The sequence below is a fragment of the Ornithinimicrobium sp. genome (genome assembly GCF_030537745.1).
GTDB lineage: Bacteria > Actinomycetota > Actinomycetes > Actinomycetales > Dermatophilaceae > Ornithinicoccus.
This window is the reverse complement of sequence record NZ_JAUNVI010000037.1, coordinates 1-15179: the sequence shown is the minus strand read 5'-3', so window position 1 is coordinate 15179 and position 15179 is coordinate 1. Positions and strand designations below refer to the sequence as shown.

At 71.4% G+C, this 15179-nt stretch carries 16 protein-coding genes; 11 read left to right on the top strand and 5 right to left on the bottom strand.

Going from position 1 to position 15179, the window contains the following annotated elements; genetic code table 11:
• Positions 1 to 15 precede the first annotated feature (15 nt).
• Genes Q4P07_RS09155 through cobS form a run of 10 tightly spaced genes read left to right on the top strand, consistent with a single transcriptional unit; the run spans position 16 to position 9458 of the window.
• Complete coding sequence (locus Q4P07_RS09155; RefSeq protein WP_303374608.1) at positions 16 to 1053, top strand: ABC transporter substrate-binding protein; 1038 nt, start codon at positions 16 to 18, stop codon at positions 1051 to 1053.
• 24 nt (positions 1054 to 1077) lie between these two features.
• Positions 1078 to 2175, top strand: a complete 1098-nt coding sequence (locus tag Q4P07_RS09150) for an iron ABC transporter permease (RefSeq protein WP_303374607.1) — start codon at positions 1078 to 1080, stop codon at positions 2173 to 2175.
• A complete protein-coding gene (locus Q4P07_RS09145) occupies positions 2172 to 3026 on the top strand; it encodes an ABC transporter ATP-binding protein (RefSeq protein ID WP_303374606.1) in 855 nt (284 codons plus the stop codon). Before Q4P07_RS09150 ends, Q4P07_RS09145 begins: the two co-directional genes overlap by 4 nt.
• Positions 3023 to 3652, top strand: coding sequence for a cob(I)yrinic acid a,c-diamide adenosyltransferase (gene cobO, locus Q4P07_RS09140; protein ID WP_303374605.1), 630 nt, complete (start codon positions 3023 to 3025; stop codon positions 3650 to 3652). The genes Q4P07_RS09145 and cobO overlap by 4 nt, the downstream gene beginning before the upstream one ends.
• Complete coding sequence (locus Q4P07_RS09135) at positions 3606 to 5273, top strand: cobyric acid synthase (protein ID WP_303374604.1); 1668 nt, start codon at positions 3606 to 3608, stop codon at positions 5271 to 5273. The genes cobO and Q4P07_RS09135 overlap by 47 nt, the downstream gene beginning before the upstream one ends.
• The gene (locus Q4P07_RS09130) at positions 5267 to 6013 is read left to right on the top strand and encodes an adenosylcobinamide amidohydrolase (protein WP_303374603.1); all 747 of its coding nucleotides are present in this window, start codon (positions 5267 to 5269) and stop codon (positions 6011 to 6013) included. The genes Q4P07_RS09135 and Q4P07_RS09130 overlap by 7 nt, the downstream gene beginning before the upstream one ends.
• A complete protein-coding gene (locus Q4P07_RS09125; protein ID WP_303374602.1) occupies positions 6010 to 7047 on the top strand; it encodes a CobD/CbiB family cobalamin biosynthesis protein in 1038 nt (345 codons plus the stop codon). Before Q4P07_RS09130 ends, Q4P07_RS09125 begins: the two co-directional genes overlap by 4 nt.
• Positions 7044 to 7568, top strand: coding sequence for a bifunctional adenosylcobinamide kinase/adenosylcobinamide-phosphate guanylyltransferase (gene cobU / locus Q4P07_RS09120; RefSeq protein ID WP_303374601.1), 525 nt, complete (start codon positions 7044 to 7046; stop codon positions 7566 to 7568). The genes Q4P07_RS09125 and cobU overlap by 4 nt, the downstream gene beginning before the upstream one ends.
• 4 nt (positions 7569 to 7572) lie before the next feature.
• Positions 7573 to 8667, top strand: a complete 1095-nt coding sequence (cobT, locus tag Q4P07_RS09115) for a nicotinate-nucleotide--dimethylbenzimidazole phosphoribosyltransferase (protein WP_303374600.1) — start codon at positions 7573 to 7575, stop codon at positions 8665 to 8667.
• Entirely contained in the window at positions 8664 to 9458 is a 795-nt protein-coding gene (gene cobS / locus Q4P07_RS09110) for an adenosylcobinamide-GDP ribazoletransferase (protein WP_303374599.1), read from the top strand. The genes cobT and cobS overlap by 4 nt, the downstream gene beginning before the upstream one ends.
• Positions 9459 to 9546: 88 nt before the next feature.
• Here cobS and Q4P07_RS09105 read toward each other — a convergent pair whose 3' ends face one another.
• Genes Q4P07_RS09105 through Q4P07_RS09095 form a run of 3 tightly spaced genes read right to left on the bottom strand, consistent with a single transcriptional unit; the run spans position 9547 to position 11307 of the window.
• The gene (locus Q4P07_RS09105) at positions 9547 to 9753 is read right to left on the bottom strand and encodes a hypothetical protein (RefSeq protein ID WP_303374598.1); all 207 of its coding nucleotides are present in this window, start codon (positions 9751 to 9753) and stop codon (positions 9547 to 9549) included.
• Positions 9754 to 9790: 37 nt separating this feature from the next.
• On the bottom strand, positions 9791 to 10771 hold the full coding sequence (locus Q4P07_RS09100; RefSeq protein WP_303374624.1) for a succinylglutamate desuccinylase/aspartoacylase family protein: 981 nt from the start codon (positions 10769 to 10771) through the stop codon (positions 9791 to 9793).
• Between the two features lie 47 nt (positions 10772 to 10818).
• Positions 10819 to 11307: a RimK/LysX family protein gene (locus tag Q4P07_RS09095; RefSeq protein ID WP_303374597.1), complete on the bottom strand. Its 489-nt coding sequence runs from the start codon at positions 11305 to 11307 to the stop codon at positions 10819 to 10821.
• Positions 11308 to 11332: 25 nt separating this feature from the next.
• On the opposite strand from Q4P07_RS09095, the gene rimK reads away from it, so the two are divergent.
• Positions 11333 to 12541, top strand: a complete 1209-nt coding sequence (gene rimK, locus Q4P07_RS09090) for a 30S ribosomal protein S6--L-glutamate ligase (RefSeq protein ID WP_303374596.1) — start codon at positions 11333 to 11335, stop codon at positions 12539 to 12541.
• Here rimK and Q4P07_RS09085 read toward each other — a convergent pair.
• Both Q4P07_RS09085 and Q4P07_RS09080 read right to left on the bottom strand, forming a co-directional pair.
• Positions 12528 to 14348: an FAD-dependent oxidoreductase gene (locus tag Q4P07_RS09085; RefSeq protein WP_303374595.1), complete on the bottom strand. Its 1821-nt coding sequence runs from the start codon at positions 14346 to 14348 to the stop codon at positions 12528 to 12530. The two genes, rimK and Q4P07_RS09085, sit on opposite strands and share 14 nt — an antisense overlap.
• A complete protein-coding gene (locus Q4P07_RS09080) occupies positions 14345 to 15151 on the bottom strand; it encodes an isocitrate lyase/phosphoenolpyruvate mutase family protein (protein ID WP_303374594.1) in 807 nt (268 codons plus the stop codon). The genes Q4P07_RS09085 and Q4P07_RS09080 overlap by 4 nt, the downstream gene beginning before the upstream one ends.
• Between the last annotated feature and the right edge of the window lie 28 nt (positions 15152 to 15179).

Sequence of the window (15179 nt, the reverse complement as noted above, 5' to 3'; positions counted from 1 at the left end):
CGACAGGAGAACCCGATGAATCCCCACCTCCCTCGCGCCCTCGTCACCACCGTGACCGTGGCCACCGTTTCCGCTTTTGCGCTCGCCGGGTGCAGCACCGGCGACCCGGACCCGACCAGCAACCCACCCGCCAACTCATCCGCTAGCTCGGATGCCCCTGCGACCGAGTCCGACACCGCCAGCGGCACCTCGGATGCCGCCGGCACGACGGACTCAGCGGCCACGGCCAGCTTCCCGGTGACCATTGACGCCGCCAACGGCGAGGTCGTCATCGAGGCCAAGCCGGAGCGCATCGTCTCCCTGTCCCCGTCCGCGACCGAGATCCTCTTCGCTATCGGCGCCGGTGACCAGGTCGTCGCGGCCGACGACTTTTCCACCTACCCGGCGGAGGCGCCGACGACGGACCTGTCCGGCTATGACCCCAACGTCGAGGCGATCGTCGCCTACCAGCCCGACCTGGTCGTCGTCGCCAACGACTCCAACGACCTCGTGGCCAGCCTCGACGCGCTCGACATCCCGGTCATCGTCAGTGCGGCACCGGCCGACGTCGAGGGTGGCTATCACGCGGTCGCCGGGCTCGGTCAGGCAACCGGACACATCGAGGAGACCGCCGACGTGGTCGCCACCATGCGCGCTGAGATGACCAAGGCCTTCAACGACGCCCCACAGGATGAGCAGCTACGCATTTATCACGAGCTGGACGAGACCTTCTTCTCCGCCAGCAGCAACAGCTTCATCGGCTCGGTCTACGACCGGATGGGCGCGGTCAATATCGCCGACGAGGCGGACGTCGACAAGACCGGCTACCCGCAGCTGACCGAAGAGGCCATCATCGAGGCCGACCCGCAACTGATCATCATCACCGACCAGGCCTCCTACACGGCGCAAGATCTGGCCAAGCGCCCGGGCTGGTCGAAGGTCTCTGCCGTCAAGGAGGGCAACATCGTCGTCGTCAACGCCGACATCGCCTCCCGCTGGGGACCGCGCCTGCCCCAGCTGGTGACCCTCGTCGCGGACGCCATGAGCAACGTCAAGGTGCCGGCGGGTCGCTGACCCAGCAGGAGGAGACCGACCCCGATGCGGACCACCAGGACCAGCAGGACGCACCCGCGGCGCCCCGTCGACGCCCTCGACGCGTCGGCGCAGCGGGCGTTCCGGCTGCCCCTGGCCGCACTCCTGGGCGGGATGGCCCTGCTGGTGCTGGCCGGTCTGATCTCCGTCACCCAAGGCGCCGCGGGCCTGCCCCTGGAGGGTGTGGTCCGGGCGCTGGTCGACAAGCTGCCGGGCATCTCCTTGGACCAGACGCTCACCGGCACGCAGGAAGCGGTGCTGTGGCAGATCCGTGCGCCACGGACGGTGCTGGCCGCGCTGGTCGGCGGCAGCCTGGCGATGGCCGGCGCCGGCTACCAGGGCGTCTTTCGCAACCCGCTCGCCGACCCCTACCTCCTGGGGGTCTCGGCCGGGGCGGGCCTGGGCGCGGTCCTCGCGCTCGGCTTTGGCCTGAACCTGTCGTGGGGCCCGGTCGACGCCCTGCCCGCGGCCGCGTTCATCGGTGCGCTGCTAGCGGTGACGGGCTCCGTCCTCGTCGCGCGCGGCTCCTTCCGCGACCCGGCCACCCTGCTGCTGGCCGGCGTCGCGATGGCTGCGCTCTTCGCCGCCGCTCAGACGTTCGCGCTGCAGCGGCTCGACCAGACCCGGGCCCGCGAGGTGCTGTCGTGGCTCTTCGGCCGGTTGGCGACGGCCGGGTGGGCACCGATCATGCTCCTGCTCCCGTATGTCGTGCTCGCTGGCCTGGTCCTGCTGCTCCACGCCCGGCATCTGGACGTGCTGCGCCTCGGTGACGACGAGGCCAAAGCGCTCGGGCTGCACCCGGCGCGGTCGCGTTTCATCGTGGTCGGGGCGGCGACGCTGATCACCGCGGCAGCGGTCTCGGTCAGCGGGCTGATCGCCTTTGTCGGCCTGGTCACCCCGCATATCGTCCGCCTGCTCGTCGGCCACTCCTACCGGATCCTGGTGCCGATGTCCTTCCTCGTCGGGGCGGCCTTCCTGGCCCTCGTGGACATCGGTGCGCGCACGCTGGCGGCCCCCGCCGAGCTTCCGGTCGGCGTCATCACCGCCTTCGTCGGTGCTCCGTTCTTCTGCTTCGTGCTCTGGAGAGGGATGCAGGACGCATGAGCCTGACTCCCTTGTCCCCCGCCCACGCCCTGCGCGTCCACGATCTCCGGGTCACCTACGACGGCCAGGAGGCGCTGGGTGGCACCACCCTGGAGCTGCGCAGCGGCGAGTGGCTCGGGCTGATCGGTCCTAACGGCTCCGGCAAGTCGACGCTGCTGCGGGCCATGGTGGGGCTGGTGCCCAGCACCGGACGGGTCGAGCTCGGCGACGGGCGCGTCCCGGGACCGACCGACCTGTCTCTCATGCCGCAGGCACCGGAGCTCCCGCCGGGCATGACGGTGGTGGAGTACGTCCTGCTGGGTCGTACTGCCCACCTGGGCTGGCTGGCCGCGGAGTCACCGACCGACCGGAAGATTGTGACGGACGTCCTGCGTCGGCTGCAGCTGGCGAGCTTCGCCGACCGCCGCGTGCGCCAGCTCTCCGGCGGCGAGGCCCAGCGCGTGGTCATTGCCCGCGCCCTCGCCGAGCAGTCCCCCATCCTCCTGCTCGACGAACCCACGAGCGCCCTCGACGTCGGCCACCAGGTCGAGGTGCTGGAGCTGGTCGACGAGCTGCGGCGTGAGGACGGCCTGACGGTCGTGGCCGCCATGCACGACCTCGGCACCGCCGCCCGCTACGCCGACCGCCTCGCGCTCCTGCACCGCGGGGAGCTGGTCGCCCTCGGCTCTCCAAAGGACGTGCTCGACCCTCCGCTGCTCTCCCGCGTCTACAGCCACCCGATCGAGGTCCACTCCATCGGCGGCCACCTCTTCGTGGTCCCGGCCCCACGACAGCGCCCAGCCGTTCCGGATCGACATACCCCCATCGACCTCGCCACCCACCGAGGACAACCCGCTGAGGAGATCTCATGACCAACGTTCCCGAGCAGGACGCACCGCAGCAGCCCCCCGAGGCTCCGCCTGCGAAGGACCACACCGAGCCACGCACCAAGCGCCCCTACGACAAGGCGCAGTTGCGCTCGGTCCCCTCGCTCGTGCTCGTGGCCACCGGCCACGGCAAGGGCAAGTCGACGGCGGCGTTCGGGACGATGCTGCGCAGCCGGGGTCGCGACTGGCCGACTGCGGTCGTGCAATTCCTCAAGTCGGGCAAGTGGCGCACCGGCGAGGAGGCGATGCTCCGCACGCTGGGGGTCGAGTGGTTCAGCGCGGGCGACGGCTTCTCCTGGGAGTCGACCGACCTGGAGGAGAGCCGGGCCAAGGCGGTCGCGGCGTGGAAGTTCAGCCGCGAGCTGATCGAGGCCGGTGCGCACCGGATGGTGATGCTCGACGAGATCTCCTACCCGATGAACTGGGGCTGGATCGACACCGAGGAGGTCGCCCGGACGCTGCGTGAGCGGCCGGAGGACGTCAGCGTCTTCCTGACCGGCCGCGAGATGCCTTCGCCGATCATCGACGTCGCCGACACGGTGACCGAGATGGTCCCGGTCAAGCATGCCTTCGAGCAGGGCATCCGCGCTCGGCGCGGCATTGACTACTAGTCCAGCGCCGCAGGAGGCGCCGCAGGGGCGCGCGGCCGGCAACGCGCTGATGGTGGTCGGCTCGACCAGCGGCGCGGGCAAGTCCACGCTGGTCAGCGCGCTGTGTCGGGCGCTGGCGCGCCGCGGCCTCGACGTCGCGCCGTTCAAGGCGCAGAACATGTCCAACTACTCCGCCGTGACGCCCGACGGAGGCGAGATCGGGCGGGCCCAGGCGATGCAGGCGCTCGCGGCGCGGGTGGAGACCGACGCTCGGATGGGCCCGGTGCTGCTCAAGCCGTCGGGGGCGCGGACCTCGCACCTCGTCGTGATGGGCGAGGAGGTCGGGGTGCAGGACGCGATCGGGTATGGCGAGCGCGCTAGCCGACTGCGCCCCGTCGTCCTGGCCGCGCTGCAGTCTCTTCGGGCCGAGCACCAGGTGGTCGTGCTGGAAGGTGCCGGTGGCGCCGCAGAGATCAACCTGCTGGACCGCGACCTCGTCAATCTGCCGCTCGCCGCTGCCGCGGGGGTGCCTGCGGTCCTGGTGGTCGACATCGAGCGGGGCGGCGCGTTCGCCGCCGCCTTCGGGACGTGGGCGCTGCTGCCGCAGCGGTTGCGAGCGTGTCTACGCGGGTTCGTGATCAACAGCTTCCGAGGGGACGTGTCGTTACTGGCCGAGGGGTTGCGTGAGCTGACGGAGCGCACCGGCGTGCCGGTGCTCGGCGTCCTGCCCCACCTTGGCGAACATCTCATGCTGGGCGTGGAGGACTCCCTCGACCTGAGCGCCCCTGGGCGGCCGGTGCACGGTGGTGCCGATGCTGCGCAGGAACGGCCGGTCCGGGTCGCCGTCCTGCGGCTCCCCCACCTGGCCAACCCTGCCGACCTCGACCCGCTCGTCCTCGAGCCGTCGCTGGAGCTGCGCTGGGCGACCCGGCCCGGCGATCTGGCCGACGCGGACCTGATCATCCTGCCGGGCAGCCGGACCACGGTCAGCGACCTGGCGTGGCTTCGCGAGCGCGGGCTCGGGGCGGCAGTGCGCGACCTGGTCGCTGCCCCGGACGGCCCGCACGTGCTGGGGATCTGCGCGGGCTACCAGATGCTGGGTGACCTCATCGAGGATCCCGACGCCATCGAGTCCGACGTCGACTCGGTGAGAGGCCTGGGTTTGCTGCCGGTGCGCACGAGGTTCGCGGCTCCCAAGATTGTGGGCCGCACGAGCGGGACGACGACGCACGCCGCGTCGGGGGCCGTCCCTGTCGAGGGCTATCAGATCCGCTGGGGCCGGCCGCAGGTCATGGGCGACTCCCCGGCTGCCCACGCGTGGCTGGAGCTGCAGCCGTCGGCGAGCACCAGCGGGTCCCCCTCCTACCCCGGTGGACCTGAGGGTTGCCTCTCCCCCGACGGCCGGGTCCGGGGCACCAGCCTGCACGGCATTCTGGACAACGACTCCCTCCGCGGTGAATTCCTCAGCGAGGTTGCCGCCGCCCGCCACCGCACCTTCGTGCCCTCCTCCGCTCCATACCTCGAGGCGATCGACGCTCATCTGGACCACCTGGCCGACTGGGTCGAGACCCATCTCGACCTCGACCACCTCCTCCGACTGGCCAGCACCGCGGCGCCCGTGCAGGAGCAGCCCGGATGGTGACGATGACGCGGCACCTCCTGGCGGACCGCCGCAGTCAGGTCCTCTCGTGGTCCGTGCCCTCCGGCTGGGTCGCGCTGAGCTCGGCCGCGGTCGGCGGGGGGCTGGTGCGACCGAGCTGGGTGGTCAACATCGGGGTAGACGCGGAGTTTGTCCGGACGGATCTGGAGCGCTATGCGCAGGAGGTTGCCGCTGAGCTGGGCCACTCTGGTGCCGGTTGCGCGCTGCTGACGGCAGCGGACGTCTCGCAGGTCGAGCACGCCGACTGCGGCGGCGTGCGGGCGTGGGCGACCGTCGGTGTCACCAAACCCACCTGGCCTCTCGCGCCGGGCTCGAGCGCGGTGGCTTTGGGTCGCCCTGACGGCCCAAAGCCACCGCACAGCCCGTCGTCGGGACCGCCTGGCGAGCTGCAGGCCCGAGCGCCGGGCACCATCAACATCGTCGTCGCGCTGCCAAAGTCCGCTCCGCTCTCCCCCTCGGCCCTCGTCCAGGCGGTCGGCACGATCACGGAGGCCAAGAGCCAGGTGCTCCTTCAGGCCGGCGTGCCCGGGACCGGCACCGCCAGTGATGCCGTGGTCGTCCTCTCCGCGCCGCAAGAGAGTCTCGGTGACCCCGTGGCATTCGCCGGCGTGCGCTCGGAGTGGGGTCAGCTCGTCGCCCAGGCAGTCCACACGGTCGTCGCGGCCGGGTTGGCAGCCCACCCGTGGCCGCCCGCAGGCGTCGATCCGAAGATCCTCTGGTGAGCGCGCTGGGACGCCGGACGCTCGGGGTCGGCGTCGGCCTACTCCTGGACCGCGCCTGCGGCGAGCCGCCCGACGCGTGGCACCCGGTGGCATGGTTCGGCGCAGCCATGGGTCATCTCGAGCGGGTGCGGTATGCCGACACCCGGGCTGCTGGGATCGGTTATGCGCTGGCCGGAGCCGGGTTGGGTGCTGGCGCAGGCGTGGTTCTCACCGGGGCCCCTCGTCTCTTTGGGCGCCGTGACGCGGAGCGGCAGCAGCGGTCGCACGCGGGCCGCGCAGCCCCGGTGGGAGCCCTCGCTCTCGCGGTCGGTGTCGCGAGCGCGGGTCGGATGCTGCGGGAGACCTCCGCCGAGATCGAGCAGCGGCTCCTCGCCGGCGACCTGGAGGGTGCGCGAGTCACGCTGCCATGGCTAGTCGGCCGCGACCCGTCCGGGCTCGACAGCTCCGACATGTCCGCGGCGGTCGTGGAGTCCCTGGCCGAGAACACCGTCGACGCGGTCATCGCCCCCGCCTGCTGGGGCCTGGTCGCCGGTGCACCGGGGGTGCTGGTGCACCGTGCGGTCAACACGATGGACGCGATGGTGGGGCACCACAGCGAGCGCTACGAACGCTTCGGGTGGGCGTCAGCGCGCCTGGACGACGTGATGGCCTGGGCGCCGGCGCGGGTCTTCGCGGCGCTGGTGGCGCTCGACGCCTGGACGAGAGGTGCGGTCGGGAGGGGCATCGGTAGTCCGGGCCAGGTCCTACGCGCCGTCCGCCGCGACGCGCCGGCCCACCCCTCACCCAACTCCGGCGTCGCCGAAGCGGCCGTTGCCAGCGCGTTGGGCATCGAGCTCGGTGGCCCGCTGCGCTACGGCGAACGATCCGAGGACCGGCCGCGACTGGGACAGGGGCCCCGCCCGCTCCCGACTGACATCACGACCGCGCGCCGGCTCGTGGACCGCGTCGAGCTCACCGTCGCCGCAGCGTGCGTGGCACTGTGGTGGTCGGACCGCCGCCGCGAGCAACGTCATACCCGAAGGAGTGCCCGATGAGTCTCACCCTGCTCACCGGTGGCGCCCGCAGCGGCAAGTCCTCGATCGCGGTGCGCCGCGCTGGGCGGCTGGCCGCGCCCGTGGTGTTCGTCGCGACAGGACAGGCCGGTGATGCCGAGATGGCCGACCGGATCGCCCAGCACCAGGCCGAGCGACCGGGGCACTGGACCACCGTTGAGGCTCCCACCGAGCTCGCCGCTGCAGCCGCTGCGCTCTCTCCTGGCCTGAGCGTGGTCATCGACTGCCTCTCGCTGTGGGTGTCCAACCTGATGGGCCGCGGCGACGACGAAGCCGCGGTCCTGGAGCAGGCGCACGAGCTCGGACGCTGGGCGAGGTCCTACCCCGGAACGGTGCTCGTGGTGACCAACGAGGTCGGCGCGGGGATCGTGCCGATGCATCCGGTCTCGCGGGACTACCGCGACCGGCTCGGGCGCGTCAACGCGATCGTCGCCGGATATGCCGAGCTCGCGCAGCTGGTCGTCGCCGGCCGCACCCTGACCCTTGATCCGCTGGAGGACTGAGCCCATGACGCACCACAGCACTGACCCGCGCGCCCTCGTCGAGGCGACGATCGCGGCGATCCCGCACCTGGACGTCGAGGCGTCGGCGGCTGCCGCGGGCGCGATGGACGGCAAGGTCAAGCCGCTGCGCAGCCTCGGCGAGCTGGAGCGCCTCGCGACGCGGGTCGCCGGGATCCAGGGGACGAGCAGGCCGCGGGTCGACCACCCGGCGGTGATCGTCTGCGCCGCCGACCACGGGATCGCGCGCAGCGGGGTGAGCGCCTATCCGCAGGAGGTTACCGCGCTGATGCTGCGTGGCTTCGCGGCGGGGACGGCGGCCGTTGGGGTGCTCGCTGCGCAGGCCCGAGCACGCCTGGTCGTTGCGGACCTCGGCGTCCTCGACCCGCCGGTGATCGCGCCCGGGCAGCATGCCGTGCTCGACCGGCGCGTCCGTCCCGGCACGGCCAACAGCCTGCAGGAGCCGGCGATGACACTCGCCGAGGCCGAGCAGGCAGTGGCTCACGGCATCGGGCTCGCCAACCTCCTGATCGACGACGGCGCCGACCTGGTCGGGCTGGGGGAGATGGGGATCGGCAACACCACGACGGCTAGCGCGCTGACGGCTGCCCTTCTCGAGCGGGACCCGGCGAGGGTGACCGGACCGGGGACCGGCGTGAGCGGCGACGCGCTGGCCGCCAAGGTAGCGGCCGTCGACAAGGTGCTGCGGCGGCACGCGGACGTCACCGACACCTGGCACGTGCTCGCCAGCATGGGCGGCCTGGAGATCGCTGCGCTGGCTGGGGTCGTGCTCGGTTGTGCGGCGCGCCAGGTGCCGGTAGTGCTGGACGGTTTCATCACGACCGCCGCCGCGGTGGTGGCCTGGAAGTTGGCGCCCACCTGCGTCGACGCGATGATCGCCGGCACCCTGTCGCCGGAGCCTGGCCATGCGGTGCAGTTGGAGGCACTGGGCCTGGAGCCGGTGCTGCGTCTAGGCATGCGACTGGGTGAAGGCAGCGGGGCGGCGCTCGCCATACCAGTCGTCCGGTCCGCGGTCGCGGTGCTCGCTGACATGGGCAGCTTCGCCGACCTGGGGCTGGCGCAGGATACACCGACGGTATGACGCTGCTCGGCTCCTTCCTGGACGCGGCGGCCTTCCTGACCCGGGTGCCGGTGCCGCGGCGGACCGACTTCGACCTGGCGCGCGCAGCCTGGGCGTTTCCGGTGGTCGGTGGCCTACTCGGGCTGCTGCTCGCCGGTGTCGGCCTGGTCGGGCGTGAATGGTGGGGCGCATGGGTGGCGGCGGTGCTCGTCCTGATCGCCGAGGTAGTGCTCACCGGCGCGCTCCACCTTGACGGGCTGGCCGACTGCGCCGACGGGTGTGGAGGCAACGACCGGACGGCGCGATTGCAGATCATGAAGGACCACTCCGTCGGCGTGTATGGCGTCGCCGCAATCGTCCTCGACCTGTTGCTCAAGCTCGCGCTGCTGCTCGAACTGCTGACCGGGGGTCCGGTCTGGCTCGTCCTGGTCCTGATGCCGGTCGCGTGGGCAACCTCGCGGGTCGCGCTGCTGCCGCTGGCCGCCTGGCTGCCCTATGCGCGGACCGAGGGCACCGGCCGGTCGCTCGTGCAGGGCCTGACGCCCGGCCGGGTCGCGGTCGCTCTCGTAGTGGCCGCGGGCATCCTTGCTGCCACCACGAGCGCCGGCGCGATGTATGGCGATGCTGGGTTCGTGGTGGTCGCGCTGGCCGTGCTGGGTGTGGCGGCAAGCGGTGGCCTCACGGCGCTAGCCGTCACCTGGTGGGCCCATCGAAGGCTCGGCGGGGTGACCGGGGACGTGCTGGGCGCGACCGTAGAGCTGACCCTGCTGGCAGGCCTGCTCGCCTCGCTGGCCATCTTCTCGGCGCACTAACGACCGTCCGGAGTGGCAGGGGCGACCGTCCGGTCGGGTGGGAGGGCCATGGTGCCGGCGCAGCCGCCCCGCCCCGTCCCATCCCGCCTTACTCCTCGCCGTCTACCCCGAGGTCGCCGTCAGCCCGCCGCTGCTTGCCTGGAACGTTGCTGGCTCGCGAGTCGCTCGCGCCCCTTTCGTTGCCGTCAGGGGTGTCGGGGACGCTGTCAGCGCCTCCCTGAGCAGCCTCGGCATTCACCATGCTCGAGCCTCCCTCGGAGAGCGTCCCAGCCTGCTCGTTCTTCTCGTGGGTCATACCTTCAACCTAGCTGCGGCAGCGGGAGACGGCTCGGTCATCCGCCCTCGGCCGGCTCCAGCTCACCGAGGTGGACGAGAGCATCACCGCGTTGCACGATCGGTGCGACCGAACGGCCGATCACCACCCCGTCGCGATCCGCCTTGACCAGAGCGAGCCGCTTGCCGAAGGAGCTGTAGAGCTCACCGAGCCGCTCGCCGTCCTTGACGTGCTGCCCGAGGGCGGCGTCGAGGTGCACGATGCCGGCGCGACGGGCGCGGACCCAGCCGCTCCGCAGACAGATCTCGCTGGCGCTCAAGGGTGGCGCCAACTCCGGCAGATCGGGCAGCTCGATCATGTCCATCACGGCCAAGACCCGCAGCACGCCGACGACCCCCGCCTCGATCGCCCACTCGTCGAAGCGCCAGGCCTCACCGGCCTCGTAGAGCAGCACCCGTGCCCCGCGCTCGCGCGCCGCTGCCCGCAGCGACCCGTCGCGGAGCCGCGCGTGGAAGATCACCGGTGCACCAAACGCCTCAGCGAGCTCACGGGTGCGCGGGTCCTCGACGTCGCACCGGATCTGCGGCAGGTTGGTGCGTCGATCGGCGCCGCTGTGCAGGTCGATCCCCACCTCGGACCGGGCGATGATCTCGGTCATCATCAGGTGCGCGATGCGTCCCGCCAGGGATCCGCGGGCCGATCCGGGGAAGCTGCGGTTGAGGTCCCTGCGGTCGGGCAGATAGCGGTCGCCGTTCATCGCGCCCAGCACGTTGACGATCGGGACCGCCAGCACGGTGCCGCGCATGGTCTTGGGGTCCAGGTGCGCCAGCACCCGACGGATGACGTCAATGCCCACGACCTCGTCGCCGTGGATCGCGGCGCTGAGCCAGAGCACCGGCCCGTCCTCCCGCCCGTGCAGCACATGGACGGGCAGGCTCACCTCGGCGCCGGTGATGAGTCGAGAGATGGGCAGGGACACCTCCCGGCGGGCGCCGGCACGCACCTTGATCGTCCCGATCGCGAAGGAGGGGCGCAGCACCCGGCGTCGCACCGGGGCGCGTGGGGGCGTGGGTTCCCCGCCGGCGCTCACGCCTTGCCCCAGTTCTTGCGCCGGACGGCACGCTGCGGCCGACCCCCCAGGTAGGACCCGGACGGGTCGACGAGGTAACCCTGGACCAGCGCCTCGCGCCCGATGAGCATCCGGAATCCCAGCTCGTCCCGGTCGGTCAGCGTCACCTCGACGCCGATCTCACGGCGACCCAGCACGAGTGGCAACAGCACGACATACCGGTCCTCCGCGTGCCCCGACGAGGAACGCACGAGCCGTATGTCGTGCACTGGCGCCTCGACCTGGACCGCGTCGTCCGCGCTCGCCTGCCAGGGGTGAACCTCGAAACGGACCCACGGCAATCCGTCCCGGTCCTCCGGGCGCAGGTCGAAAGCGTGCAGGGAAGAGGTCTTGGCGCCGGTGTCGATCTTGGCCTTGATCCAGGGCACGCCGAAATGCGGCATCTGGATCCACTCCCGCCACCCGACCACCGTTGAAGCTGTGGTGTGATTGTCGCGCCCTGACATCCGCACATCTTTGCAGGAACTCCCGATGAAACTCGCCATTCTCTCCCGATCCTTACGGTCCTACTCCACCCAACGCCTACGCACCGCAGCCCTGAACCGGGGGCACCAGGTCAAGGTGCTCGACACCCTGCGCTTCGGCATCGACCTGACCGGCGATGTGCCAGACCTGTCCTTCCGCGGGCGGCCGTTGTCCGTCTATGACGCCGTCCTGCCGCGGATCGGGGCGTCGGTGACCTACTTCGGGACGGCGGTCGTGCGCCAGTTCGAGCAGATGGACGTCTACACGCCCAACACCGCCAACGGGATCATGAACAGCCGCGACAAGTTGCGAGCGACCCAGATCCTCTCGCGCCACGAGATCGAGATGCCGGCGACCTCCTTCGTCCGCAACCGCGACGACGTCCGCAACGCGATCGCGATGGTCGGTGGCGCGCCGGTGGTGATCAAGCTGCTCGAGGGCACGCAGGGCATCGGCGTCATCCTCGCGCCCACCGCGAAGGTCGCGGAGGCGATCATCGAGACCTTGCACGGGACCAACCAGCAGGTGCTGATCCAGCGGTTCGTGAAGGAGAGCAAGGGCAAGGACATCCGGGCGTTGGTCGTCGGCGACAGGGTGGTCGCGGCGATGCGAAGGCGGGCCCAGGGTGAGGAGTTCCGCTCCAACGTGCACCGCGGCGGCACCGTCGAGAACGTCGACCTGGACCCGGCCTATGCCGAGGTCGCGGTCCGGGCCGCGCACATCATGGGCCTGCGGGTGGCCGGGGTCGACATGCTCGAGGGCAATGACGGGCCCCTGATGATGGAGGTCAACTCCTCCCCCGGGCTGCAGGGCATCGAGGCGGCGACCAAGCTTGACGTGGCTGGGGCGATCGTCGACTACATCGCCGACCAGGCCGGTTTCCCTGACATCGACGTGCGTCAGCGACTGGCGGTCTCGACCGGGTATGGAGTTGCCGAGATCGCGATCATGCCCGGCTCCGACATGGTGGGCAAGACGCTGGGCGGGTCCGGGTTGCGCGAGAAGGACATCCAGGTGCTGACGTTGCACCGGGGCACGCGGGTCGTGCCCAACCCCTACCCGAGCAAGGTGCTCGAGGACGGCGACCGGCTGCTCTGCTTCGGGCGGCACGAGAGCATGCGCTCCCTCATCCCGGCCCGGTCGCGGCGCCCCAAGCGGGTCCGCAAGCTGCCCCGGCAGCCGATCCAGGAATCTGGGGAAGTCACGCTCGGGTAGCGCGCGTCTGCGTCTCCCCGGCCGGTGGGGTGGACGGGCGCACCCGCGGCCAGGGCGCGGGGACCCCTGGCACCCGCCCGGGTCGCACCACCATCGACCGGTAGGCCGCACCGGGCTCCGGCCGAGGGTCGGGCTCACCCCGACTCGGCCACATCGACAACGCCCGCTCCGCCTGGGCGGTGATGGTCAGCGAGGGGTTGACCCCGAGGTTCGCCGAGATGGTGGACCCGTCGACGATATGCAGACCGGGATAGCCATGCACCCGGTGGTAGGGATCGACGACCCCCTCCTTCGCCGACTCCCCGATGACGGCGCCGCCGATGAAGTGCGCGGTCATCGGAACGTTGACGATGTCTCCCACGCCCATGCCCGCGCGGCCACCGAGCCGCTGCGCCAGACGACGGACGGCGTCGTGGGCGACCGGGATCCAGGTCGGGTTGGGCTGACCGTGGCCCGGACCGGAGGTGAGGTGGTAGCCGAAAAGTCCGCGGCCGGCCCGGACCGTGATGGAGTTGTCGAGCGTCTGCATGACCAGCGCGATCGTGGTCCGCTCCGACCAGTCGCCCAGTCCGCGGACATGGTCCAGGAGCGCTCTCGGCTCCCGCGCGACGGCGCGGACCCAGCCTGCCGCCCGTAGCGCACGTCCGGTGAGGGTGCCCCCGGCCCGTCCGGTGCCCGGGGTTGGTCCGTCAACCAGGTAGGGGGAAGTGAGCAACCCCATCGCGTTCTGTCCGCGGCCGTAGCGGACCGGCTCGATGTGGGTGCGGGCGTCCGGGTGGAAGCTGGAGGTGATCGCCACGCCCTGGGTGAGGTCGGGTCCCGCCGACCCGCGCGCCCGGACCGCGCCCAGCAGCGCCTCTGAGTTGGTGCGGGTCAGGACCCCCAGCCGGTCCGACAGCGCCGGCAGGTCACCGTCACACTTCAACCGGTGCAACAGGTGCTGGGTCCCCCACGCCCCCGCGGCCAGCACGACCTGGTCGGCGGTGCGGGTGAGCCGTGCCCCGGGACGGCGCCGCGCGAGCCAGGAGCCCGAGCGGACGGTCGTCACGACATACCCACCCTCGGGTCGGGGTCGGATGCTGGTGACGGTGGTGTCGGGGATGATCGTGGCGCCGAGCCGCTCGGCAAACCAGAGATAGTTCTTGACCAGCGTGTTCTTAGCCCCGTGGCGGCAGCCGACCATGCACTCGCCGCACTCCAGGCAGCCCCGGCGCCGCGGCCCCTCGCCGCCGAAGTAGGGGTCCTCCACGTCGACGCCGGGCTCCTTGGCCCCCTCGCGGCCGAAGAACACCCCCACCGGGGCCAGCCGAAAGGTGTGCCCGACCCCCATCTCTTGCGCCACCTCCCGATAGATCTCGTCCGCGGTGGTCACAGTCGGGTTGGTGACGACGCCGAGCATCCGCTCCGCAGTGTCGTAGTGCGGCCCGAGTTCCTCGCGCCAGTCGGTGAGCTGCCCCCACTGCGGGTCCCGATAGAAGTCGTCGGTCTGCGGACGATAGAGGGTGTTGGCGTAGTTGAGGGAACCTCCACCCACCCCCGCCCCCGCCAGGACGAGCACGTCCTTGAGCAGGTGGATCCGCTGAATGCCTCGAAGGCCGAGCGCGGGCAGCCACAGGAATCGCCGCAGGTCCCACGACGTGGCGGCGAAGTCTTCGTCGGCGAACCGGCGCCCTGCCTCCAGCACGGTGACGCCGTAGCCCTTTTCCCGCAGCCGCAGCGCCGCGACGCTGCCGCCGAAGCCGCTGCCCACCACGATCACGTCGGTGTGCAGGTCGGGCCGTAGACCGCGGGACACTTCTCGCCTCAACCGCGCAGGTGCGGGTAGGTGCCGGTGGTGCGCAGCTCGCCAGCCACCTGGCGCAGCAGGCCGTAGAAGTGGTGGGCGAGGGCGCCGCCGGTGGAGATCCGGCGCACCCCCAACTCGGCCAGCTCGCCGACCGCAGGCACGCCCTGGCGGGCCAGGACATTGACTGCGGCGCCGGTCTCGATGACGACGCGTCCGATGTCTTGCGCGGCAAGGATCCCGGGCGCGTAGACGCAGTCAGCACCGGCGCCCTGGTAGGCACGCAGCCGCGCGATGGTCTCGCCCAGGTCGGCCTGGGGGTCGTAGAGGTGGCGCTCCGCGCGAGCGGTCAGCACCATGCCGTGGCGGTGCGCCGCTTCTGCTGCCGCCGCGACCCGATCGGTGGCGGCGCCCACCTCGTCGAGCGCGCCGAGGGACGGGTCCCAGTCCTCGATCGAGCAACCCGCCGCGCCAGCGGAGGCGAGCAGGTCGACCGCCCTAGCGACCGCAGCGAGGTCCGCACCGAAGAGCCGCTCGGAGTCGACGCTGAGAGGTATGGAGATCGCCGCCGTGAGGGCCTCCACATGCACCAGCAGCTCATCGAGGGTGATCGTCATGTCCGCTCGGCCCACGGACTCGCCATACCCCGAGCTCGTCGTCGCCACCGCCGCGAAGCCGAGGTCCTCCAGGACCAGCGCCGACCCGACGTCCCAGGCGTTCGGCATCACGAAGGTGCCGTCGACGTGGAGCGTGCGGAAACGTGCGCGGAGGTCCAGGACCTCTGCCGTGGCGGGGAAGCTCCCGCTCTCGCTGCTGCTCTGGCTCATCTGCTGAGCCTAGACCTTGGCTCAGACG